The sequence below is a fragment of the Lacihabitans soyangensis genome, from assembly GCF_024343775.1.
In the GTDB taxonomy this organism is placed as follows: Bacteria; Bacteroidota; Bacteroidia; order Cytophagales; family Spirosomataceae; genus Leadbetterella; species Leadbetterella soyangensis.
Map to the genome: position 1 here is coordinate 32,316 of NZ_RJUF01000022.1, position 23,912 is coordinate 56,227.

At 37.3% G+C, this 23,912-nt stretch carries 26 protein-coding genes; 15 read left to right on the forward strand and 11 right to left on the reverse strand.

What is annotated here, in order from left to right:
* Positions 1–4: 4 nt before the first annotated feature.
* Positions 5–787 carry an alpha/beta fold hydrolase gene (locus EGI31_RS09435; RefSeq protein ID WP_255036984.1) on the reverse strand — a complete coding sequence of 261 codons (783 nt, stop codon included), beginning with the start codon at positions 785–787 and terminating at the stop codon, positions 5–7.
* 174 nt (positions 788–961) lie between these two features.
* Between EGI31_RS09435 and EGI31_RS09440 the strand changes: the two genes are divergently transcribed.
* A complete protein-coding gene (locus EGI31_RS09440) occupies positions 962–1,477 on the forward strand; it encodes a YceI family protein (protein ID WP_255036985.1) in 516 nt (171 codons plus the stop codon).
* A 106-nt stretch (positions 1,478–1,583) separates the two neighbouring features.
* On the opposite strand, the gene prfB is transcribed toward EGI31_RS09440, so the two are convergent.
* From prfB to EGI31_RS09475, 7 genes are all read right to left on the reverse strand, one after another.
* Positions 1,584–2,661 (reverse strand): peptide chain release factor 2 gene (prfB, locus tag EGI31_RS09445; protein ID WP_255036986.1). Its coding sequence is split into 2 segments (ribosomal slippage): positions 1,584–2,609 and positions 2,611–2,661, totalling 1,077 coding nucleotides; the frame shifts between segments, so codons are not numbered across the junction.
* Positions 2,662–2,788: 127 nt separating this feature from the next.
* Positions 2,789–4,009, reverse strand: a complete 1,221-nt coding sequence (locus EGI31_RS09450) for an ISL3 family transposase (RefSeq protein ID WP_255036987.1) — start codon at positions 4,007–4,009, stop codon at positions 2,789–2,791.
* Between the two features lie 88 nt (positions 4,010–4,097).
* Positions 4,098–4,454: a hypothetical protein gene (locus EGI31_RS09455; protein ID WP_255036988.1), complete on the reverse strand. Its 357-nt coding sequence runs from the start codon at positions 4,452–4,454 to the stop codon at positions 4,098–4,100.
* A 185-nt stretch (positions 4,455–4,639) separates the two neighbouring features.
* Entirely contained in the window at positions 4,640–7,996 is a 3,357-nt protein-coding gene (locus EGI31_RS09460; protein WP_255037016.1) for an efflux RND transporter permease subunit, read from the reverse strand.
* Positions 7,997–8,075: 79 nt separating this feature from the next.
* The gene (locus EGI31_RS09465; protein ID WP_255036989.1) at positions 8,076–9,215 is read right to left on the reverse strand and encodes an efflux RND transporter periplasmic adaptor subunit; all 1,140 of its coding nucleotides are present in this window, start codon (positions 9,213–9,215) and stop codon (positions 8,076–8,078) included.
* Between the two features lie 22 nt (positions 9,216–9,237).
* Positions 9,238–10,578 (reverse strand): TolC family protein, encoded by a 1,341-nt coding sequence (locus tag EGI31_RS09470; protein WP_255036990.1) that lies wholly within the window; start codon positions 10,576–10,578, stop codon positions 9,238–9,240.
* A 5-nt stretch (positions 10,579–10,583) separates the two neighbouring features.
* The gene (locus tag EGI31_RS09475) at positions 10,584–11,180 is read right to left on the reverse strand and encodes a TetR/AcrR family transcriptional regulator (RefSeq protein ID WP_255036991.1); all 597 of its coding nucleotides are present in this window, start codon (positions 11,178–11,180) and stop codon (positions 10,584–10,586) included.
* Positions 11,181–11,487: 307 nt separating this feature from the next.
* On the opposite strand from EGI31_RS09475, the gene EGI31_RS09480 reads away from it, so the two are divergent.
* Genes EGI31_RS09480 through porT form a run of 3 tightly spaced genes read left to right on the forward strand, consistent with a single transcriptional unit; the run spans position 11,488 to position 13,924 of the window.
* Positions 11,488–12,513 carry a quinone-dependent dihydroorotate dehydrogenase gene (locus tag EGI31_RS09480; RefSeq protein ID WP_255036992.1) on the forward strand — a complete coding sequence of 342 codons (1,026 nt, stop codon included), beginning with the start codon at positions 11,488–11,490 and terminating at the stop codon, positions 12,511–12,513.
* Entirely contained in the window at positions 12,513–13,238 is a 726-nt protein-coding gene (gene ubiE / locus EGI31_RS09485; RefSeq protein ID WP_255036993.1) for a bifunctional demethylmenaquinone methyltransferase/2-methoxy-6-polyprenyl-1,4-benzoquinol methylase UbiE, read from the forward strand. Before EGI31_RS09480 ends, ubiE begins: the two co-directional genes overlap by 1 nt.
* The gene (gene porT, locus EGI31_RS09490) at positions 13,211–13,924 is read left to right on the forward strand and encodes a type IX secretion/gliding motility protein PorT/SprT (protein WP_255036994.1); all 714 of its coding nucleotides are present in this window, start codon (positions 13,211–13,213) and stop codon (positions 13,922–13,924) included. The genes ubiE and porT overlap by 28 nt, the downstream gene beginning before the upstream one ends.
* Here the strand turns inward: porT and EGI31_RS09495 are convergent.
* Entirely contained in the window at positions 13,899–14,663 is a 765-nt protein-coding gene (locus tag EGI31_RS09495; RefSeq protein ID WP_255036995.1) for a copper homeostasis protein CutC, read from the reverse strand. The two genes, porT and EGI31_RS09495, sit on opposite strands and share 26 nt — an antisense overlap.
* 161 nt (positions 14,664–14,824) lie before the next feature.
* Between EGI31_RS09495 and EGI31_RS09500 the strand changes: the two genes are divergently transcribed.
* The 11 genes from EGI31_RS09500 to EGI31_RS09550 all read left to right on the forward strand — a co-directional run bounded on the left by EGI31_RS09500 (position 14,825) and on the right by EGI31_RS09550 (position 22,660).
* The gene (locus EGI31_RS09500) at positions 14,825–15,046 is read left to right on the forward strand and encodes a DUF2795 domain-containing protein (RefSeq protein WP_013409416.1); all 222 of its coding nucleotides are present in this window, start codon (positions 14,825–14,827) and stop codon (positions 15,044–15,046) included.
* Positions 15,047–15,143: 97 nt separating this feature from the next.
* Complete coding sequence (locus EGI31_RS09505) at positions 15,144–15,812, forward strand: RNA-binding domain-containing protein (RefSeq protein WP_255036996.1); 669 nt, start codon at positions 15,144–15,146, stop codon at positions 15,810–15,812.
* A gap of 171 nt (positions 15,813–15,983) precedes the next feature.
* A complete protein-coding gene (locus EGI31_RS09510; protein WP_255036997.1) occupies positions 15,984–17,153 on the forward strand; it encodes a porin in 1,170 nt (389 codons plus the stop codon).
* A 184-nt stretch (positions 17,154–17,337) separates the two neighbouring features.
* Positions 17,338–17,778, forward strand: a complete 441-nt coding sequence (locus EGI31_RS09515; RefSeq protein ID WP_255036998.1) for a nuclear transport factor 2 family protein — start codon at positions 17,338–17,340, stop codon at positions 17,776–17,778.
* A 189-nt stretch (positions 17,779–17,967) separates the two neighbouring features.
* Positions 17,968–18,498, forward strand: a complete 531-nt coding sequence (locus tag EGI31_RS09520; RefSeq protein WP_255036999.1) for a DUF8737 domain-containing protein — start codon at positions 17,968–17,970, stop codon at positions 18,496–18,498.
* A 131-nt stretch (positions 18,499–18,629) separates the two neighbouring features.
* Positions 18,630–18,980: a hypothetical protein gene (locus EGI31_RS09525; RefSeq protein WP_255037000.1), complete on the forward strand. Its 351-nt coding sequence runs from the start codon at positions 18,630–18,632 to the stop codon at positions 18,978–18,980.
* A 26-nt stretch (positions 18,981–19,006) separates the two neighbouring features.
* Positions 19,007–19,492 (forward strand): DoxX family protein, encoded by a 486-nt coding sequence (locus EGI31_RS09530; RefSeq protein WP_255037001.1) that lies wholly within the window; start codon positions 19,007–19,009, stop codon positions 19,490–19,492.
* Positions 19,489–19,842, forward strand: coding sequence for a hypothetical protein (locus EGI31_RS09535; RefSeq protein WP_255037002.1), 354 nt, complete (start codon positions 19,489–19,491; stop codon positions 19,840–19,842). The genes EGI31_RS09530 and EGI31_RS09535 overlap by 4 nt, the downstream gene beginning before the upstream one ends.
* A gap of 4 nt (positions 19,843–19,846) precedes the next feature.
* A complete protein-coding gene (locus tag EGI31_RS09540; RefSeq protein ID WP_255037003.1) occupies positions 19,847–20,506 on the forward strand; it encodes a GIN domain-containing protein in 660 nt (219 codons plus the stop codon).
* Between the two features lie 42 nt (positions 20,507–20,548).
* Complete coding sequence (locus EGI31_RS09545) at positions 20,549–21,586, forward strand: serine hydrolase domain-containing protein (RefSeq protein WP_255037004.1); 1,038 nt, start codon at positions 20,549–20,551, stop codon at positions 21,584–21,586.
* The gene (locus EGI31_RS09550) at positions 21,587–22,660 is read left to right on the forward strand and encodes a helix-turn-helix domain-containing protein (RefSeq protein ID WP_255037005.1); all 1,074 of its coding nucleotides are present in this window, start codon (positions 21,587–21,589) and stop codon (positions 22,658–22,660) included.
* A gap of 15 nt (positions 22,661–22,675) precedes the next feature.
* Here the strand turns inward: EGI31_RS09550 and EGI31_RS09555 are convergent, their stop codons facing one another.
* Positions 22,676–23,470 carry a 2-oxo acid dehydrogenase subunit E2 gene (locus tag EGI31_RS09555; RefSeq protein WP_255037006.1) on the reverse strand — a complete coding sequence of 265 codons (795 nt, stop codon included), beginning with the start codon at positions 23,468–23,470 and terminating at the stop codon, positions 22,676–22,678.
* 19 nt (positions 23,471–23,489) lie between these two features.
* On the reverse strand, positions 23,490–23,909 hold the full coding sequence (locus EGI31_RS09560; RefSeq protein ID WP_255037007.1) for a clan AA aspartic protease: 420 nt from the start codon (positions 23,907–23,909) through the stop codon (positions 23,490–23,492).
* Between the last annotated feature and the right edge of the window lie 3 nt (positions 23,910–23,912).

Genomic DNA, 23,912 nt, shown 5'->3' on the forward strand with positions numbered 1-23,912 from the left:
AATATTAAACAGCCCTAGACTGAAGAAATTTTGTAGTTTCTTGATTGAAAATAAAGGGCTGATCGATATTTACTACATGGCCGCTTTGCTCTATTACTTTGAGAACCGCAGACTTGTGATTTGCCACCAGCTTTCGGATGGATGGCAAAAACATATGGTCCTCAGAACCCATGATGTAGAGCGTGGAAATTCCGGTGTCTTTAATTCTAAAAAATCTAAGGAGTGGATTAACCTCCGACACCAAGGTAAACCATCTTTGAAATTCCTTTTGATAAAGCTTTTTGGCTTCATTGATAAAAAGATTACGCGATTCCTTATGGCTCTTTTTGGGCAAAATGACGAAGGCAAAAATTCGGTAAAGAATGAGATAAGGTAAAACTGACTTTAACCAAACACCTAATCTCATCAAAATTTGCCCTTTAAGGTTAAGCTGCATAACGGCTCCAGCCAAAACCATACTTTTAACTTTTCCTGGAAAATGCTCACTTATCTCTCGAATAATAATGGTTCCAAGCGAAATACCCACAAAGTGGCTTGATGTTATATTTAAATGATCAAGCACATCAACTACTTCAGAACTTATGCTTTTGAAGGTATATTTCTTAAGAAACTTATAATCTACTTTTTTCGATTTTCCATGGCCACGCAAATCAATCAGTAAAACGTTGAAATGCTGCTTAAAATGCTTTAGCTGTTTGTACCAAATAGCACTGCTCCCTCCCGCTCCATGAACGAAAGTGACCCAGTCGGCCTCAGAAGAGAGTTCAAATTTTGTAAAATGCAGCATACTTTTGTAAACGAAATACTTGAAAATAAGTTGGAAAAAATGATAAAAGATTGGAATTTTAGAAACCCCGTATTGAAAAACGAAAAAAAAACAACTAATTTTTGAACCAAACTACATTGACATTAGTTATTAATGTATATACATATTTTGTAATAACATAAAATAATTAATACGATGGCAATCTGGAAAATCGACCCAATGCACTCAGAAGTGCAATTCAAAGTAAAACACTTGATGATAAGCACTGTAACTGGTGACTTCAAAGCTTATGACGCCACAGCAGAAACCGCTGGTGATGATTCATTTGAAAATGCTCAAATCAGTTTTTCAGCTCAAATTGACTCAATCTCAACAGGAAATGAGCAACGTGATGGTCACTTGAAATCTGGCGAATTTTTTGACGCCGAAGCATTTCCAACTTTAAGTTTTGTTTCAACATCTTATGCAAATAACTTATTGAAAGGAAACTTGACAATCAAAGACGTAACCAAAGAAGTAGAACTTGATGCTGAATTTGGTGGTTTAATGACTGATTTCTACGGACAAACCAAAGCTGGTTTTGAGATCTCTGGTAAAATCAACCGCAAAGATTTCGGTTTGACTTGGTCAGCCGTAACCGAAGCTGGCGGCGTAGTGGTTAGCGATGATGTGAAATTGATTTTGAACGTTCAATTGACCAAGCAAGCGTAAGTTGGATTTTTGATTGTAAATTTTTGATTTACGATTTTGGAGATAAAGAGAAAAGGCATTTTCAGAAATTGAAAATGCCTTTCTTTTTTAATCTTCGAATTACCTATCAATCCAACATCAAATAAGCCTTAATAAAATCGTCCAAATCACCGTCCATTACTGACTGAATATCAGAGGTTTCATGGCCTGAACGTGCATCTTTCACTAGTTTATATGGATGAAAAACATAGTTGCGAATTTGAGATCCCCACTCAATGTTTTTCTTTGAAGACTCTATGTCTGCACGTGCTGCGTTTCGCTTTTCTACTTCAATCTGGTACAAACGTGACCTAAGCATGTTCATGGCGTGCTCTTTATTGGCCAACTGACTACGCTCAATTTGGCAAACAATCACAATTCCTGACGGCTTGTGGGTAAGTTGCACCTTGGTTTCCACCTTGTTTACGTTTTGTCCACCAGCTCCACCAGACCTTGAAGTTTGTATTTCAATATCCGCAGGATTTATGGCAATTTCAATCGTATCGTCCACCAATGGATAGGCATATACCGAGGCAAAAGATGTATGACGACGGGCGTTGGAGTCAAAAGGCGAAATACGCACCAAACGGTGTACGCCATTCTCTGACTTTAAAAATCCGTAAGCCATTGGCCCATCAATCTGCATCGAAGCCGACTTTATACCCGCTCCATCACCGTCTTGCCAGTCGATTTGGGTTACTTTGTATTTGTGTTTTTGAGCCCACATGAGGTACATACGGTAGAGCATACTTGCCCAGTCTTGGCTTTCTGTACCGCCAGCACCCGAGTTGATTTCTATCACCGCCGAAAACTGGTCTTCCTCGTTCGAAAGCATTTTCTTGAGTTCAAGTTCCTCAATGATAGCCTCTGTTTTTTTGCCTTCAGCTTTGATTTCTTCCTCCGAGACTTCGTCCATTTGATAGAACTCGTGGAGAGTTTCAAGGTCGCTGATAGAAGTTTCTGCTTCTTCGTAGGCCTCAGTCCAGTTCTTAAGGGTCTGGATTTCCTTTACAATTTTTTGTGCATGATCGGAGTCGTTCCAGAACTCCGGTTGGGCCTGTTGATTTTCTAAATCCCCGAGCTTCTCTTTCCGGTTATCGTAGTCAAAGATACCTCCTCAAAGCCGACACTCTGGCTCTCAAATCTTTCAACGCGTCTGTTGTCATGATTTCCTTAAATGGTTAAAAATTAATTAAAAAGTCTGCAAAGGTAGGCAGAAATGAGGGGAAATGGAAGTTTGGAATTTAAGAAATATGGAATTTGAATTTTAATTAATAAATAAAATTTTAGGCTCTATGTTGAATAGAATGGGTAATTAAAATTGAGTTTACCCGCGATTAAGTAAATCATATTAATAAAATTGTTTTTATTTCTGTATCCTCGAGCCCTGGCTTTAGCTAATTGAATTTTACTATTAGTTCCTTCTAAAATTCCGTTTGATATATGATATTTTGAATAATTTGTAATTCCTTTCCAATGCTTCATAACTGTGTCTGCAAATTTTTCAAATTGAGGTATCATTGCTTCTTTTACCATATCACACCAGTATGCTAAAAACCCTTGTGCTTCTTGAGGTGATTTGATAGACCAAAAATCGTCAAATAGTATTTTCAAACGATAAGCTGCACCTAATCGTGGTAATGCTTCTAATGACATATCTCGCTGTATTTTTTGAGATACAGTCATGTTTTTGTCATTTTTGAGAAACAAATACTTTTGCCCTTTTAGCATTAGGTGAGCCTTTAGTTCTTGTTTTCTTAAGTCGTCCATACTTTTATTCAATAATGCTTTTACATGATACCTGTCAAACACTATTTGAGCATTTGAAAACTCTGATTCTACACCGCTGATAAAAGAGGGGGACAAGTCTATACAAACTTGTTTAATGCTCTCTCTAAGTGTGCCTTTAGTTTCGAGATAATCAGCGATTTTAGTAATGGTATCCGCTCCTTTACCCTCGGTGGCATGTACTACCCTTGAAGTCTTCATGTCGACCGCAACGGTTATATAATCATGCCCCTTTTTAGAACTTGTCTCGTCTATTCCTAATGTTGAAATATTACCATGATCTGCATCAGAATACGCAATACCAAGCCAATAGTTAAAGATATTCCAAATACGATTCGGATAGACTCCAATCACTTTACCTACCTTGTTAACTGGCATTTCTTGCTCTATTAATAGCATACTAAACGCTTCAAACAAAAGTGTAAATCCACTGCCTTCTCGTGCCCAAGGAACTGATACTTGCTCAACTTTATTTTCAAGCGTTCTAACCCGAGGAATTTTACAATGTAAATAACATTTATGCTCAAAAAAATTCTGATGTCGCCACTTCCTTTCTACCCTGTCATGAACCGTACTTTTGCCAGTCTTATCAACAAAAAAACCAATTTTGTAATCGATAGTTAAATGCAGCTCTTTTTGTCCTTCACCTTCCAAAAACTCAACTTTTGAAACACACCAAGGTTCATTTAAACCTAAAGCCAATTGAAATATTTGTTCGCTATTCATTAAACAAATATCAGAAACAAATTTTATCTTACCCACTTAATTCAACATAACACCAAATTTTAATAAACATGGCAACAGCAACAAATCCTCAATCCACAGGCTTAAAAGTATATCTACATTCCTCAATACACAGTGGATTGATGTTAATGGTGTTGTTTTCGTTGAAAACCAGCCTATGCGTCCACAATGCCTTGTTACAAGATGGTCTAAACTCAATGGCTTGCTGGGACGGATTCGTTTGAATTTCGAATACTTCATATTTACCCCCACACTCAAAAGCTCCATCCCCTTTGTTTGAGTTAGAAACCAAATATTCTCCATTTGCTTTAAATTCAATTATTACCCCATCTTTGACTTTCCTTAAAACACAAGCGTTTCCTGGGCTAATGCAGGTTTCAAATAGTTGCCATTTCCCCAAAATGGTATCTCTTTTTGAATACACCATATCATCGCTATTTGAATTACAGGAAGCAATTTGAAACAATAAAAAAATGTAACTGCCAATTAATCGCATAAAATAAGGTTTTTTGAAATATATGATTCTTATACACTCATAATGGTTGCAAAACCGTATTTACAAAAAAACCTCCCATTTGCATGAGAGGTTTTTCAAAACTGAAGCTCAGAATATTACTTCTTCCAAAGTTTTACCTTCAAACGCTCATTGATATAGTACATACACGGCACTATCACCAAAGTAAGAATTGTTGAGAAGGTTAAACCGTAGATTATCGTCCACGCTAAAATATTCCAGAATACAGCACTGTCACCGCCCGTATGAATAACAGGATTAAGATCCACGAACATGGCTCCGAAGTCTACGGTAAGACCCAAAGCAAGCGGGATAAGACCAAGCACTGCTGAAGCAGCTGTTAATAATACTGGTGTTAGTCTTGTAGAACCTGCTTCAATAATTGCCTCTTTTAGCCCATATCCTCTGGCTATTAACTCGTCAGTAAATTCGATTAACAAGATACCGTTTTTAACCACTATACCAGCTAGGGCAATTATACCAACCCCGGACATGATTACTGAGAATGTTTTGCCGAACAACATAAAGCCAAGAAGAACACCGATTAGACTCAAAAGAATCGTCACAAAAATGATAAGTGGCTTAACGATAGAATTAAACTGTGCCGCCAAAATCAAATAAATCAATACCAATGACACCAAAAAGGCTCCACCTAAAAAGGCCATTGATTCTGCTTGTTCTTCCTGTTCTCCGCCTTGACGAATTACATAGCCGGCTGGCAAGGTTATTCCACTGATGGCATTGAATATCTCCTTGTTTACTTCTGTAGGATTGTAAGGTAAAATTACGTCCGACGATAAAGTAATGATACGCTCGTTGTCTTTTCGGTTGATTTGAGAAAACGTTGAGGTATAGCTGATATCTGCCACGGACGAAAGAGGAACGTTTCTTAGTACTCCACCCATATTCATATCGCGGTAAGTTACGTTCATGTTCAGTAGCTTTTCAATCTGATTTCGGTCCTCTTGTTTTAGACGCAACTGAATAGGATACTCGTCTTCTGTATCACGGAATTTAGAGATTTCTGTTCCAAAAAGTGCGGTACGAATAGCCATTGCGATTGTTGCCGAGCTAATACCTTCTCTTGATGCCTTTTCACGATCTACATTGACTATAATCTCAGGCTTATTAGTTACTAAGTCAGACTTCAGTTCTTCGATGCCCTTAATTCCGGCCTCTTCAATTTTTCTTCTAACCTCTTTCTCGATTCGAATCATTTCATCGAATTCTTTACCAACTATTTCAATGGCAATAGGCTTACCGGTTGGAGGTCCATTAGATTCTCTTTGGACCGAAATCTCGGCACCAGGAATACCCATTGTTTTTTCCCTTACCTTATTAAGTATCCCCTCTGAGGACACACCACCTCTTTCGCCCTTTTTCACAAAGGCAATCGTCACTTTCGACTTGTGAGGAGTAGCATTTCTATCAGGGTTCATTGGGTCGCCTGCGTTCTTACCCACATTCGAAATCACAGAGTTTACAGCCAATTCCGCTTTGTTTTCTCTGATTACTTCAAAAACTCTTCGTTCGATTTCTTTGGTCACCTCATCTGTTTTGGTAGCATCTGTACCAACAGGAAGAACATTGTAAACATAGATATAATCAGGCTCTGCACTTGGGAAAAATATGACTTCTGGCTTAACGATTCCCATCAAAACGATGGTAAAAATCAACAAACCAAACATACTTATAACGGCCCAAATGGGCTTACTACCCGAAATCAACCACGAAATAAGCGTTCTATAGTTGTATTTTAGCTTAGGCAATAACTTATCTTGAAAAGGCAAAATGAGTTTTGGAGTAAGTATGAAATGATTGAAAATATAAAGTATAATAATCAACACCGTAAAGTTCGCTACGCCTCTGAAAACAGTATTTCCACCAAAAGAGATTAAATATGAAAGAGCCGCAACAGCTCCAAGAACAATAAGTGGCTTCTTTAGAGATTTCCAACCTTTGTCTAAGTGGTGTTCTTCTTCGTCACGTTTCATAAACGAAATAGCGAAGATGGGGTTCATCACATAAGCCACTATCAATGAAGCTAACAAAGTGAATATAAGCGTGTAAGGTAAATATTTCATGAACTCGCCCACAATACCGTCCCAGAATAGTAGTGGAAAAAATGGTGCGATTGTGGTTAAAGTACCTGAAAGTACCGGCACAAAAACTTCAGAAGCTGCCAATTTCACGGCCTCAGTTATAGTTAAATGCTTGTGCATATTGAAAATCCTGTGGGAGTTTTCTATAACCACAATGGCATCATCCACTACAATACCCAAGCCCAAAAGGAATGCAAAAAGCACCATGGTATTGAGCGTAAAGCCCATCAAAAGCAAAGGATAAAAAGCCAATAAAGCTGAAAGTGGAACCGAAAGACCAACGAAAATGGCATCACGAACACCCATGAAGAACATCAATACAAACACCACAAACAAGAAACCAAGAACCACGGTATTGATAAGGTCATCAAGGTCAGCTTTTGTTCTTTCACTCGAGTCGGCTGTAATCGTTATTTTTAAGCCTTCGGGCATATCTCCCGCCTTAAACTCTGCTAGAATCTCTTCAATTTTTTCAGAAGCAATAACGAGGTTTTCCCCTCCACGTTTTATGACGTTCAAGGTTACTACCGACTTATTATCTAATCTCGCAAAGTCCTGACGCTCGGCATTAGAATCCACCACATCAGCAATATCGCCAAGCTTTACTGTAGCTCCTTGTCCTGAGCGGATTATTACGTTCTTGATTTGATCGATAGATTTAAATTCCCCAGCTACTCTAAGTGAACGTCTCACGTCTTGAACATTAAGTTCACCACCCGATATGTTCACGTTTTCACCTTGAATGGCCGACTGAATGTCATAAAATGCAATCCCGTAAGATTTCATTTTATTAACATCCAAGTTGATTTGAATCTCTCTGGTCAAAGCTCCAACAATGTCCACTCTTGTGATTTCGGACATAGCTTCAATTTTGTCTTGAAGCTGCTCACCGTAAGATTTGAGTTTTTCCAATGGAAAATTACCCGAAATGTTGATGTTCATTATCGGAAATTCAGAGAAGTTAACCTCTACTGCAGAAGGGTCCTGTGTCAAATCCTTCGGAAGGTCTCTTTTTGCCCTTTCGATAGCACTTTTGCATCGTTCTTTGGCAACCACCACATCGACATCGGTTTCAAACTCAACTATAATTACCGATACGTCCTGAAGAGCATTGGATTTTATTTTCTTTACTCCTTTTTCAGATTTTAGTTGTTTCTCTAAAGGCTTGTTTATGAGGTTCTCTATGTCCACCGGAGTGGTACCTGCATATACCGTTTGCACAACTACCTGAGGAACAACAATCTCAGGAAACTGCTCCTTTGGTAGACCATTGAATATAAAATAGCCCGCAATTGTTACCAAAAAAGTTATTAAATAGACCGTGGTTTTGTTTTTGGCCAAACCTCCAATCATATTATATATAAACCCTTTGGCTTCAGGAAGCTTAGATTCATGTATATTTTTTTCGTTCATTTTAATGTTATTTTTGGTATCAATAATTGATCAATTGGCCGTCAACAATCTCCTGATAACCCTGAGTAATCAATAAGTCACCCGAAGTAAGGCCTGAGATTATTTCAATTTTTCCATCATACGATAGACCTGTTTTCACCACTTTGGCTCTAGCAATTTTCTTGTTGCCTTCGGTTTCTGCCACGTATACAATAGAACCTTGCTCAGTATTTTGTACAAAACTCTCAGTGATTACAATAGCGGCACCTTTTGACTGGTCGTTTACGTTCATTATGGCCGTTAAATTTGGCTTAAGTGATTTGTCAAAGTTTGGTACTTTGGCCTCTACAGCAAATGTTCTCGAAACCTGATTGATGGTTTGGCTAACATATGAAAGCTTTGCCGAGATTTCTTTTTGAAGGTCTGGGAATTTGATTTTTACCATGTCTCCTTTAGAAATAGTTCCTGCATATGTATCAGGTACATTAGCCACCACTTTCAAGTCACTAAAGTTAACGATCCTTACAATTCCTATTCCTGGAGCAGCTATTTCACCGGCTTTGAGTCTAACTTCGTCTACAACACCAGAGATAGGGGATATCACTACGTTGAGTCCATCTTGAGATTTTAGCGTATTAATTCTTCTTTCAAGTGACTCAACTGCAGACTTCGCTTGGATATACTGAACCTCAGTTCCAATTTTTTGATCCCAAAGATTTTTTTGTCTTTCAAAAATCGTTTTTGCAGTTTCCAACTGAATTTCTACCTCTTGAATTGAATTTCTCAAAATAGAATTGTCGATGGTAGCAATTTTCTGACCTTTGGTTACATAGTCTCCAATTTTTACAAAAACTCTTGTCAAGGCTCCACCTGTTTGTGGGCTTACAAACACGTTGTTTTCTGCCTCTAGTCTACCTGTTGCCTCCACAAAGTGTTGAAAGTTTTCGGTAACGATTGGCGAAACCGCAACCGTCTTAATTTTCTGCTCCTTGTTTGGTTCTAGCTTGTCTATCTCACTTTGTAATTTTTGAATTTTATCTGTAAGCGTACTTGCTTCTTTTTGAAGAGTTGCCAATTGAGCCTTTTTACCTGCCAAAGAGTTATCTTCTTTTTTGCCACATGAAACGGTGACAAAAACCATCAAACTCATTAATAGTATGCTAGTGAATGCTTTTTTCATTTTATTCTTAAATATATAGTTTTTACTGTTTAATTAATTTTCCTTGTGCTTTGTCCAAGTCTACTTTGGCTATAAGCACATCATATAATGCACTGAAATAATTGTTCTGTGCTTGTTTTAGGTCAGACTCAGCATTTACAACCTCTAGGTTTGTTCCCAATCCTTGCTGATATTTGATTTTAGAAACTCTCAAAACTTCCGCAGCCAAATCCATGTTCCGGGTTTGTATATCTAGAGCCTCAAAACCATTTCTAATGTTAATTTTTGCTTGCTCATTTTCAAGCTTGAAAGACTCCTTCAAGATTTCCATTCCGTTGTCAATCTTGATAATGTTGAGTCTTTGACGCTCTACTTGTACCTTTCTTAAACCTGAGTCATAAATGGGAATTCTGACGCCCAGAGTCAGGGCTGAAGAACCAAACCACCTCTCAAATGGATTAAATTGAGGATTGCTATGGCCGGCTCCCAAGTTACCACTAAACGAAACCGACGGAAAAACACCTTTTTGATATCTCTCCATATTTAAAAGCGTAAGTTTCTTATTGGTTTGCATTTGCAAAAACTCTATTCGGTTTTCCGGATTAACTTCCTCTCCTACTAGGTTTTTGATCATTTTAACGTCATCGTTGTTGAGCGTTTCTTTTAGGGTGATTCTGGCATCTTGTGGATAGGACATTTGAAACTTCAAGAGCTGATATGTCAAACTTATCAAATTAGTAAGCTTTTGTTTTTCGGTAATGAGGTTGTTTCGCTGAACATTTAACCTGTCCACATCGATTTTTTCAACAAAACCTTGCTTCACATATTGTTCGGTTTGGTAAATGGCCGTGTCCATTCTAGATATGTTTAAATCTAAAATTTTTGCCCTTTGCTCTGCAACCAAAGCTGAATAATAGGCTTTTATAACATTCTCTGCCACCGTTACTTTAGACTTGGTTAAATCTTGACTAGCCATGAGCCTATACGTATCTGCAGCCCGCAGACCTACTAACCAAGTGGCATCAAAAATCAGCTGGTTTACTCCAATACCGGCTTGACCGCCCCAAGGAACACCAAACTTAAACTTAACCACCTCCCCCTCAGCAGCTTCTGGGTTGAAGTTTTTGGCATCTATAAGCTGAGTTGGAACAATAGCGTTATAAGTATAGCCAAATTGACCGTTGATTTGTGGCATACCGGCATACTTTATTTCCTTAATCTGCAGCTCGGCATCTTGCATGCCAACTAATGAGTTTTTAACACTGGGATGGCTCTTAATCGCATAATCCACGGCCTCTTCTATCGAAAAGGCAGATTGTGCTCGTGCATTTGTAGCAAACAATATTGCTATCAATGCCAGTAGTAATAGTTTTGTTTTTTTCATAAATATTAAATTGCTAAACGTGTTTTTTCGTAAATTTCTAAGCCTTTTGCGGTAACTATTCCTCTAATAAAGTGATCTATACTTTCCAACTGCACCTTCAAAATATTGTATAAGTTTGGCGGAAAAAGCTCCATGTTAAAGGCCATATCTATGGTTTCGACCCTTAGTTTTGACATGATCTCTACATTTATCTCAGACCTGTAGAGTTTTTGAGCTATTCCTTCATTCAAATTTTTCTTAACTATTTCGAGGTGAACGGTTTTAAAATCCATATACTTTTTCCACGAATTGGGATGATATTTTTTCATATCAAAAAAAAGTACGACGTTTACGTTCTCCAGCATTTCACGCATCATTTTAGTCGAAAACATCAGCTCCTCTATTGGGTTTTTCGATGCGTCGATAATCATACAAGTCTTGGTCATCTGATTAGACATTGCATTTTCGGTCACTTTTTCTACTAAATCATCCTTGTCAGCGAAATAATGGTAAATTGTTTTTTTGGATATGCCCAGCTCTTTGGCAATATCGTCCATGGTAACGCTTCGGATTCCGAAACGAAAAAACATGGACTCTGCGGTATCAATTATTCTTTGCTGCATATCGTAGAAAACTCAGGAAACTTTCAAAAGGTTCAAAGTTTTTATTATTTTTTTTAGATGCAATTATCGTGCAATTTTATGCTTACTTAAATTTGAGAAAATCAGAAATATATAAATGGCTAATTTTCAGGCATAAATGGTTACGAATTCAAATGCAGAATTTCATTTAAATATTTATTAAATGGTACTATTTAAAGATATAATTAAATTTATCCAAAAAATGAACGTGTAAAAAACCCCCAGATCCTACCAATTTGCCATTACCATGATTTAGAATTAATTTTGTCAATTAAACCAATCAAAAGTCTTGTCTTTCTATAAAAATCTCGTTTTCCCTATTCTTACTAAGTTTGACCCGGAGCGAATTCATTATTTCGCAATGGATTGTTTGAGTTTTGTTTGTAAAATCCCTGGTGTAAAAAAAATAATTAAGTTCAATTTAGATGTAAAATCTGCGAGTTTACATCGTAATTTTCTTGGTTTAGATTTTAAAAATCCAGTGGGATTGGCTGCCGGTTTTGACAAAAACGCACTTTGGATTGACGAGTTGGATTGTCTGGGCTTTGGATTTATAGAAATAGGTACTGTTACACCAAAGCCACAAGATGGCAACCCAAAACCTCGGTTATTCAGATTAAAAAAGGATGAAGCATTAATAAATCGTATGGGTTTTAACAACGGCGGCGTAGAAGAAGTAGTTAAAAACCTGAAAAAACGAAATTCAAAAATCATAGTTGGTGGAAATATTGGTAAAAACAAATTGACCGAAAACGAAGATGCTCTCAGCGATTATTTGATTGCATTCAAAGGACTGGCAGACCATGTCGACTATTTTGTGGTGAATGTTTCTTCACCTAATACCCCTGGCCTTAGGGACTTACAAGAAAAAGAACCACTAAAGAAAATACTCGCTGCACTACAAATAGAAAACCAAAAGCACAAAAAACCCGTTTTACTTAAAATAGCTCCAGATCTCACAGACTCACAGCTCGATGATATTGTGGAAATAGTAACAGAAACAGGTATATCTGGCGTAATAGCCACCAATACTACCTTGTCGAGAGCAGATTTAAAAACAGATAACGAGGAAGTAGAAAAAATTGGAGCGGGCGGATTGTCAGGTAAACCATTGAGAGATCGCTCTACCCAGGTTATTAAGTACTTGAGTCAAAAAGGTGGTGGGAAGTTTGGCATAATTGGTGCAGGTGGAATTTATACCGCAAAAGACGCCAAAGAAAAGTTGGAAGCCGGTGCGAGCTTGATTCAAGTTTATTCTGGGTTTATATATGAAGGGCCGTCAATAGCAAAAAATATCAATAAAGAACTAATATAATGAGTGTAGTACCCTACAAAAACAGTAGCGATAGTAAAAAAGATCAAGTAGCCGACATGTTTGATAGCATATCGGGGAAGTACGACTTTCTGAACAGGCTACTGAGTGGCGGCGTGGATATTTATTGGAGAAAAAAAGCCTTGGGCATGATCAAGGATAGAAAAAACGACTTGGTGCTGGACATCGCCACAGGTACGGGCGACTTGGCCATCGAAGCCAACAAAATCTTGAAAGTTGAGAAAATTATTGGGGTTGATATTTCGGAGGGAATGCTCAATGTGGGCAAGGAAAAAATCAAAAAACTTGGACTAAGCAACAAAATAGACCTCCAGATGGGCGATTCGGAGAAACTATTGTTCGACAACAATACTTTTGACACGGTTATCGTTTCATTTGGTGTCCGTAATTTTGAGAATCTACTAAAAGGGCTCACCGACATGTGCAGAGTTTTGAAGCCGGGCGGTACATGTTTGGTGGTAGAATTCTCAAAACCGGCAAATTTTCCATTTAAACAATTCTATTGGTTTTACTCTACTAAGATTCTACCTATAATCGGCAAGTTAGTGTCCAAAGACAGCTCGGCATATAGTTATTTGCCCGAGTCAGTCAAAGCTTTTCCCGATGGTAGAGCCTTTTTAGATGTTTTCGAACAGGCAGGTTTTAGAGAAACCTCCGTAAAAACCCTTACATTTGGTATATGCTCAATCTATTTAGGAAAAAAATAACGCTAATACTAGTTCTGATATTAACTGTTAATTTGGCCCAAAGTCAAATACGCACGAAGTATCAGCCCAACTACGATAACAAAAAAGTACACTTTGGATATTTTTTGGGCTTAGCAAATACCAAGTACAACATTAAATTTAATAACTCTTACCTAGCAGATGTAAACAAAGGCAAAGTTTACGCCATCAGCTCACCTACTTCTACGGGTATAAAGGCCGGTGGTTTGGTCAATATTTATATTAACGACTACCTTGATTTTAGGTTTTCGCCACTATCAGTGGCAATTTACTCAAGAAAACTGCTCGAAAATGATAGTATTGCTCACAATCAAGAAGACAAAGCTTGGTTTGAAATTCCGGTACAACTAAAGTATAAATCCGAGCGAAGACATAACTCAAGAATGTTTGTTTTTGCGGGATTGAAGTATGGTTTTGAGACCAACGTGGTTAACAAAAAAAACAATGCTACGCTTGTCAACAACTTTACCACCAAAACCAGCGATTTTTCGGTAGAGTATGGCATGGGTCTGGAACTTTTTAGAGAATATTTTAAAGTGACCCCCGAGCTTCACTTTTCACATGGCATTAGAAACATGGTAAATCCTGGCGGAAATAGGTCGAGTTTTTTGAGTTATGTGGACAAACTCAAAACACATTCGGTTACGATGTATATAGTCTTTCAATAGCCTCTCTGGCCATTTTTATAGTTTCCACATCTGCTTCTATATTCATAAATTCATCTGCATCTTCGGCTCCCATTTTTATATTCGGATTTCTGTAAGTCATTAAACTTGGAAAAGCCTTTTTAGCCGAAAAATGAAATGCATCGACATTTACCGCAGCTATTTCAGGAATATTCCGTGGATTTACACCGCTTCCAGCCATAATATTTATTCTGTTAGCTGCCGTTTGCTTGTATTCTTTTAAATTGCCTATTGCCTCCGGTGCGGTAGGGAACTGTCCAGAAGTAAGTATATTTTCTATGCCCAAAGAAATCAACTGTTCTATGGCCAAATGTGGGTTTTTGCACATATCAAAGGCCCGATGAAAAGTTACTGGAAAATCACCAATAGCTTTCAGCAATCTGGCGTTTCCAGCCATATCAATATTTCCATCAGACTGAAGCATACCTATTACGAAGCCAGCGGGCTGCAGTTTTTTCAAAAGTTTAATGTCGGCCAACATCACTTGGATTTCATCCTCGTTGTATAAAAAGTCTCCACCGCGAGGTCGAATCATTACATAAACTGGAATATTTACCTGATCAAGAACAGAGCTCAAAAGACCAACGCTTGGCGTGGTGCCACCTTCTAAAAAACCCCCACAAAGTTCAATACGGTTGGCCCTACCTAACTCTGCATTTTTACATGATTTTAGACTGAAACAGCAGATTTCCAAAAGTTTTTTTTTAGCAAAATCGGTCATTTATATAAATTTAAAATGCTGAAAATAAAGCAAATAGCCCTATTTGATGTTTTTTTTGGGAATTTATGACAATTTTTTTTATTAATTACGTTTTACTGTCAAAGTTTTTTATACTTTTGCAGCCAAATTTAAAAGGTTTATTAACTAAAACGAGTGGGAATATGTACTGGACACTAGAACTTGTTTCTTATTTGGAAGACGCCCCATGGCCAGCAACTAAAGACGAATTGATAGATTTTTCTATAAGGTCAGGAGCTCCAAATGAAGTGATTGAGAATTTGTCAGAATTGGAAGACGACGGTCAACCCTACGAAAATATCGAGGAGATTTGGCCTGATTATCCAACCAAAGAAGACTTCTTCTTTAATGAAGACGAATATTAAGCATATTGTCTGATTTAATAAAATAAACACCTCCCGAAAGAGGTGTTTTTTTTGTGGTTTCTGTATAGTATATTTGGCCAACAGAGCCTATAATATCATGACTATTTCTAAAAACTTTGAAAGGCCCGATCTCAAAAACCTAAGACAGCTCGTTCGCCAAGGCGAAGGCCAGCAGCTAGAGTTTAAGCTCAAGAGCAATCATCCTGATAAAATCATGAAGGAAGTGGTGGCTTTTGCCAACTCAGAGGGCGGTAAGTTGCTGATAGGCGTGGCTGACGACAAAGAACTGATAGGCCTCAAATATCCTGATGAAGACGAGTACATAATCTCTAAAAGTATTGAAAAGTACATTTTCCCGGAGGTGGAGTACAGTTTAGAAAAAGTGAGGCTCGATAACGAAAAAGAAGTACTGATTTATGACATTTTTGCGAGCGAGAAAAAACCACACTGCCTAGACTTGAAGGGAATTCCAGACGAACGGAAGATATTTGTTAGAAGTGCAGACAAATCAATACAAGCCAGCAAGGAGGTTAAAGAAATACTTAAGGGTAGGAAAAAAGACAAAGGATACAAATTTGCTTACGGCGAAAAGGAAAGGACTTTGATGCAATACCTCGATCGGCATCAGGAAGTTACGGTAAGTAAATTTGCTGAAATAGCCGAAATTCCGAAAAAAACTGCGAGCCGAACAATGGTTTTACTGGTGTTGGCTGGGGTTTTAAGGGTAAATCCCAACGAGATTGAAGATACTTTTTCGATGGTTTGAAGCGATGAACCTTGAAAAATAATGAAAAATTAACAATTTGGTAACACAGCATTTTTATTCTTCTTAAATAAAACAACAATTTTTGCAGAAATTTTGGAATTGGGCATTCAATTCTGAAATTAGGGACGAAAGTTCTGAAATATATTACCAATATGATTTAAGATGAAGAAAATGATGCTAGCCACATATTTTGTGGCGGTAAGTACGCTTGTATTTGCTCAAAAAAAAGGTACTTCCACAAAAATGACATTCGGCAAAGGAGTACAGTTTGCCTCCGAAGACTCCTTGTTTACTTTGGGTATTAATGGCCGAGTACAGAGTCTTTTTGAAGGAAAAGTCGACCTCAACAAAGAGACATTTGGAGCTGATTTTTTGCTCCGAAGAGCTCGTTTGAATTTTCAAGGAACTGCACTAAATCCCAAATTTACCTATAGAATTCAAATAGGTTTCGCTCATGGCGACATTACTTCTGCAAACGCCGATGCAGAAAATAATCTGATTTTGAGAGATGCAATGCTCAACTACCAGGCTGCAAAGTGGCTTAAAATAGGCTTTGGACAGACCAAATTGCCTGGCAATAGACAACGGCAGGTGTCGTCTGCCAACTTGCAATTGGTGGAACGCTCGGTGGTAAACAATAATTTTACACTTGACAGAGACAAGGGAATATGGTTTTACACCAACTTTAAATTCAATAAGACTATTTTGAAGCCTACATTGGCCATTTCAAGTGGAGAAGGGAGAATTGTTTCTAACAAAAATGGCAAGCTGAGCTATACGCTTAGAACAGAAATACTGCCATTGGGCGAATTCAAAAATAATGGAGATTACGTTGAATCATCTCTTGAGTTTGAACCGAAACCTAAACTCGCTGTGGCTGGCGTATATAGCTACAACCAGGCTTCAGTTCGGACAATGGGTCAGTTGGGCAATTATCTTTACAACTCTGCAACGTCCGATATCAAATATTATGGTGGAGACCTGCTATTCAAGGTCAAGGGATTTTCGTTTGAATCAGAGCTTTATAGAAGGGAGTCGAGTGCGGGTGTAATTATAAATGCCGAGGACACAAGACTTAAAAATCATGTTATAGCAGGGACAGGTTTCTTGATGCAATCAGGGTATTTGATTACCAAAAAAGATGAGATTGCGGTTAGATACGGCCAAATTACCCCAGATGAAAAAATGCAATCAGTGATGAACAAACAGCAGGAATATGTTCTCGGATACTCTCACTACTTTGCCAAGCATAGTCTTAAAATACAAACTGACGCCACATATTGGGTAAATGGTACTAGTGAAAGTCTTATTTACAGGTTATCTAGCGTTGTAACTTTTTAACATTAGGTTCCTTTTTATTATTCTGAAAATTGCTTTTTTCGGATAATTTCTTGAGCGTTTTTTCCATAATCTTAGATATCAAACCGACAAGTATAAAACTATTTGTCGGTTTTTTTATTTCTTGCCATTTGGCAAGTGAAAAATCAAGACTTAAATTTTATGTTTGTCAATAAAATAACAGAACATGAAAAAAGTACTATTTGGATTTTTACTGGCAAGTATCTTTGCATCCTGCAACTCCGAAAAAACTACGGAGTCAAATGATCATCAAGCACTTATAAAGACTTATTTCGAAAACTTTAATGCACACAACTGGCAAAAAATGGCTGAAATGTATGCCGATACTGCCGATTTTAAAGACCCGAGTTTAGGAATAGGAATAGTAAAACAAACCCACGAGCAAACTATCAAAAAATATAGTGAATTAGCCACTACATTTCCCGACCTAAAAGACCAAGTAGTGGCAACTTACCCTTCTGGTAATAAGCACATTGTAGTGGAATTTGTTTCTTCGGGTACAGCTCCTGATGGGTCAAAGTTCGAGCTACCCATTTGCACGATTTTTACCATTGAAAACGGCAAGATAACTCAGGACTTTACTTATTATGATAATTCTCAGGAGTAACAAATTTTAAAATCAATCATAATGCTACCGAATTCACCCTTTTCCCTCAATGTATTTTTCGTTCTTACCACATTTCTTTGTTTATTTTTGATTTTTGTAATTCTAAAATCTTCTAAATTAAGCAGAACGAAATCATTACAGATTTGTGCAATTTTGGTGTGTTGGCTGGGCATTCAAGCCTACATTACCATGAGTGGAACCTACGCAAAGAATCCCAACTCTTTTCCTCCAAAAATAGTATTGATGGGCATTTTGCCCATGACCGTTCTAATAATTTCACTTTTGATTAATCCGAAAACTAGAAAGATAATTGATTCACTTTCAATAAGTAACTTAACCTACCTACACCTTGTCAGAATTCCGGTTGAAATAGCCTTGTATTGGCTATTTTTACAAAAAGCCATTCCCCAAATCATGACTTTTGAGGGGCGAAATTTCGATATTTTGGCAGGAATAACTGCACCCATCATGGTCTATTTGTATAAAAAAGGAATGAATCCCAAATTATTGATTGGCTGGAATATCATTTCTATGGTCTTACTCCTAAACATAGTTTTCACGGCTATCTTCTCTACCGAAACACCCTTACAAAAATTTGGCTTTGAGCAGCCCAATATTGCCATTATACACTTCCCGTTTAGTTGGTTAGCAACTTTTATTGTTCCAGCTGTTTTGTTTTCTCATCTGGCGTCTCTTCGAATTTTGATCCAAAAAGCATGAAAATCAGCCTATTTTGCTTCAAATTATAATTTGAGCCGTCTCAAATGATGTTTTGAAACGCTTCTCGAGCTTTAACCCTTCAAATTTGTAACATCAAATCGCAACGGTGCGGTTTCTAAAATTTTACAAAAATGAAAAAGTTCTCTTATGGTGTTTTGGCCATCACAATGTTGTTTACAGCATGCAAAACTCTTACTTCAACTACTTACATTAAGCCCAATGATGCTTTTATCTTAGGTAATAATGAGCATAGAGAATTTAAAGTACGTTTAAAAAATATTTCAAATAGCAATTTGGAGATTTGGAGAACACCCCTTGGAGGTGGTCAGCATTCTAAAGTTTTGGTAAAGCCTACAGAGACTATTCAAGTAAAGGTAGAAGAGAATACCGCTTTGAGAATCAACAATAACAGCAATGAACAAGCAACGGTTGAACTTTTAGTTAAAGGAGATACTGGCTTGTCAATGGGATATAAAAAGTAAATCAATAACATAAAAACCAATTTAAAATGAAAGAATTACTTAGGAAAATATTAACTCCAAAAAAGCTGGATTTGAGTTTGGATCTAGCCGTGGCTATTCCACGAATAGTTTATGGTTATTTACTAACCGCAGAATTTGGTTCGCCTAAGTTCGGATTGCCGTGGTCTGACCCAGACAAAAACCTTGGACTTTTTGAAGTAGCCTTTTGGTTTCCCAATGATGTTGCTGAATACGGAGGTATTTTTGCCATGATGCCCGCCTTTTTGGCTTGGATGGCCGCATTCAGTGAAGGAGTGGGTGGTATAGCTTGGATTTTAGGATTTCAGACTCGTATTTTTTCTTTTCTCATATTTTGTACCATGCTAGTGGTGGTATTTGTCCATCAGATACAATACGGCTATTGGAATATGTTACCTGGAATGGGTATTTTATGGATATCGGCCATCAGCATGGTTGCCGGCTCTGGACGATTCGGATTAGATTTTATAACTTCTAAATTATTATCAAAATGAGATTATTATTAGCCTTTCTTATATGTTTGACAGCATTGAGCTGTGTACAAAAATCTCACGATCAAACTGTTACGGTGACCTTAGATGTATCTGAAATTCCCGACATAAAAACGGTAGGAGTTAGAGGTAGCGACAAACCACTCAGTTGGCGAGAGGATTTTGAGATGAAACCATTGGTAAAAGACAGTCTTTACACAGCCACATTTTCAGGCAAAACGGGCTTGTTGTTTACCGAAATAAAATTCGTGGTCAATGGTGAGTTTGAATTTAAAGATCAAGACAATAGAAGGGTGGTTTTTGATAAATCTAAAAAAACAATATATCAGGCAAAATTTAATAAAATCAATTGAAATCATGAAAAAGCTAATCATATTAATTCTTATATTTCCGGGCCTAGTAAACGCTCAGCTGTTTGGTTCTGGAAAAGTAATCACTCGTGAATTTACCCTCAAAGATTTCGACAAGGTAAATATTGAGGATTTTGACGGTCAAGTAGAAATAGAAATTGGAAAACCTTTTGCCATAAAAATTGAAATAGATGAAAATCTAGAACCAAGACTAAGAGTAAGCAAGGACAATTCTGAAAATCAATTAAATATCTTTTTAGAAGGCAATAAAAATGGTAGATTGTATTTAGAAAAAACCAGAATAAAAATGAGAATAAGTATGCCTGAGGTGTCAGTAATAAGTCATCGAGGAAATACAAATATGCATGTTCATGGCATTGCAGGAAGGTATTTCAGGCTAGAAACTACTGGAAATGGTGATGTGTTTTTGTCAGGCTCGATAGACGAACTGGATATTAAGAAAAGTGGAAATGGCGGAGTTAAAGCCGAAAAACTTATATCGAAGACGGCCAAAGTAAAGAGCTACGGTAACGGCAATGTAACGGTAAATTCTCAAATTTCCTTAAAGGCTAATGGCACCGGAAACTGTAGCATCATGCAAACTGGGCCCGGTAAGATAGATCCCATGTCGGGAGTGATAGGAAATGGAGATGTGAGGAAAATATAAACAAAGTCACAAACCCTAGGTTTACAAAATAAAATTAGTTTTATGAGAAAAATATTTTTTCTTTTCTTTTTGATCAGCAATTCTTTATTTGCTCAAGACTTCGAATCCGTTTTTAAGAAATATCCTAATTTTAACGGAGTGGTGTTGGTAGCCGATAATGGCAAAATACAGTACCTAAAAGCACAAGGGCTGGCCAATAGACAAGAAAACATTAAACTTTCAACTAATTCTGTTTTTAGAATTTGCTCCATTACCAAGACTTTTACGGCAGCCATTATTCTACAACTCTACGAAGAGGGAAGGTTGTCATTGGAAGATAAAATGGGAAAATACTTACCTAACTACAAAGGCGAAGCGAAGGATAGGGTAAACATACATCAACTTTTGACTTACAGTTCTGGCATTAAAAACCTGGACCAAAATACAGAAGATATGTATGCCCTGAAACTTCCTATTGATACTATTTTGGTCAAATATTGCTCTGGAGTCTTGGTTTCAGAGCCTGGGAAGCAGTTTGATTATAAGAACGCGGAGTATATAATTCTTGGAAAAATCATTGAAAAAATTGAAAATAAGCCCTTTGAGCTCGTCCTTAAAGAAAGAATTTTAGATAAAATAGAAATGGCAAACTCTGGGATGTTAAGTAATGCAAAAGTCATCAAAGGACTTGCTAACAGCTATTTATACGATTCTGAATCCCAGCAGTTTAGCAATGATGACCCTTATTGGATCGAGAATTTCTATGCCTCAGGTGCTATGTACAGCACCGTTCAAGATTTGCTAAAGTTTGACCAAGCAGTCTTTGGTTCCAAATTGTTTAAAAAATCAACCTTAGATTTGATGCTAAAACCTTATCCAGAACTCTGGAATGTAGCCTATGGTTTTTGGGTAAGCGAAAACGAATATTTGGGTAAAAAATATCTTTGTTCTGATCGACAAGGGAGTATTTCTGGAAGCAATACTTCGTGGTTGCATATGATAAATGAAAACAAAACATTCTTGATTTTTGCAAATACAGACGCTGTAAATTTGAATAATCTACGTACCGATTTGATTGAAGTTAGCCTAAAGAAGAAATAAATGTCGATTTACACCACTCCACTCCAATTCGCCTATTTTTTGGGCTTACTGTTTTCAGTCCTTTTATTGAATAGAGGTTTCAAAGAAGAGCGTCTTTCTGATAAGCTTTTGGCTGCGGTTTTGTTTTTATTGACCATGGAAATCCAAGATTATACTTTTGGTTTTTCAGGAATAAATATGCTTTGGGAGGAATTAAACGGCTTCCCAAGGCATTTTTCGCTGGCCTTCCCACCAACAGTTTATTTTTACCTTAATGCCCAAATCAACCGAGATTTCAAGTTTAAACGTACCGACTTTCTTTACTATATCCCTTATGCTATTTATTTCATTATCAATCTTTTTGTTTTCTGCCAAGGGAAGGAATATGTGGATAAATGGCAGGGAAATCCCAATTTGAACTGGCTCAATTGGTTAGAAACCATTACTCTTTGGGTCTTGTATTTTTATTTTTTTATACTTTCCCTAAAAATCTACAAAAACTATAGAAAATGGGCTGAAACACAGTTTTCTGATACCGAAACGATTAGTTTTGAATGGATTCGTAATTTTATCTATTTGATAATAACAGGCGAAGTTTTTAAAACCGGATGGAATCTTGCTGACTATATCATAGACATGCCTTTTGAGAAAGATTGGTGGTGGCATTTGTACACAGTAGCTATTATTTGTTATGTTGGAATCAGCGGTTACGCTCAAACACAACCGAAAACCCTGCATTTTGAAGCGGAAATAATGCCCGAAATAAAAATTGAGGAAAGCACAAAGAAAATTTCTGAAGAATTGATACCTAAAATAAAGCATATATTCTCAACCGAGAAAGTATTCTTGGAACCCGAACTGACGCTTTCGGAATTAGCCTTGAAGCTGAAAACTAACACATCGTTGCTTTCAGCAGCCATAAATCAAGGCTTTGGCAAGAATTTCAACGATTTCGTGAATGAATACAGAATCAGAGAATTTGAAAAGCAGCTGAGCAATCCGGAGAACAAAAATTATACTAAATTGGCGATTGCCCTAGATTGTGGTTTCAATTCTAAGGCTACTTTCAATCGGGCACTGAAGAAGTTTAGCTAAAGGACGTTTTATAAATTACCTCTCCAAAACTTCAGGATTCTTAACCGCGAACTTCAGATATTTAAAAAGTTTTCCGGCATGTGAAGCATCCACCACACGGTGGTCGAGTGCTGCACCTAACGTGATGATTCTGCGGGGAACTACCTCGTTATTAACCACCCAAGGCTTGGTTTGTACGCCTCCCATGATCATCACAAACGAAATATTGGCGAATGGGAATAAGGCAGGAAATCCAATGTCCAGCCCCAATGTGCCTATATTGGAAAGCATGAATGAGCCAAAAGTATGCGGTTGAAGATCGATAAATGGCAAACTTATTCCCCAATCCACAAACAGTTTTTTGATAATGCCCACAATCCAGTTTCTGAACGGATAAGGAATGGCAGCCATGGTGTCTTTTAGCTGCATGGTATTGCTCTCAGACCCTTTTCTTGACTTCTGGATTTCTTTATTGAGCACATCTACAGACTCACTAAAGGTTAATTGATCCGCATTTTTTACAATTACAGACGACATTTCTCCATCAGCTTTGAGTACACTTACCGCACAATTTACAGATGGAAAAGCATAAATATTACCTCGTTTTGAGTAAGTATTCAGTTCTGGAATATCGTTGCTTATGGCTCTTGAAGTAGCCAGCATAAAAAAATGTGTCAGCGTTATTTTTATACCTTCCTTTCTCTTTTTCTCGATATAAAGCTCTAAATCGGTCACATCAATTTCTACAGAACCAAATATTTTAGAGTCATTTGGTTTTTTGTAGATGGTAGAAGCTATTTGTCGCCAAGCAGTATTGAGGTTTTCGGTCAAAATATTTTAATAAAATGGTTTACTTAAGTTTCATTTGAGCAAAATAAGGATGCTCAGGATTTACTATTAATTCTTGACGAAGTGGATGAACCAAAACGTCCATATCTTCCAAAGGAATTGCTCCCAATAGTGGTTCATTACTACCATCTAAAACCAGAGCATTACAAACCGTATTTCTGTTTTTGAATTTTACTTTTACCGGTCCAACCACATCATATTCTTCAATATGGCCATTGGCCAACTGGGCTTTTCTTTTTTCTATAAAAGGAAGCTGAAGTTGCTCTTGTATAGATTCGTTGATACAAAGATTATAAGCACCTGTATCAACCAACATACTCACATTGATTTTTTTTATCTCATCTTCGCCAATGACATATCTTCTTGCCAAGGCCACATCTTCGGCATTTATCAGTTCAATATCTGCATAAACAAGTCCCATAAT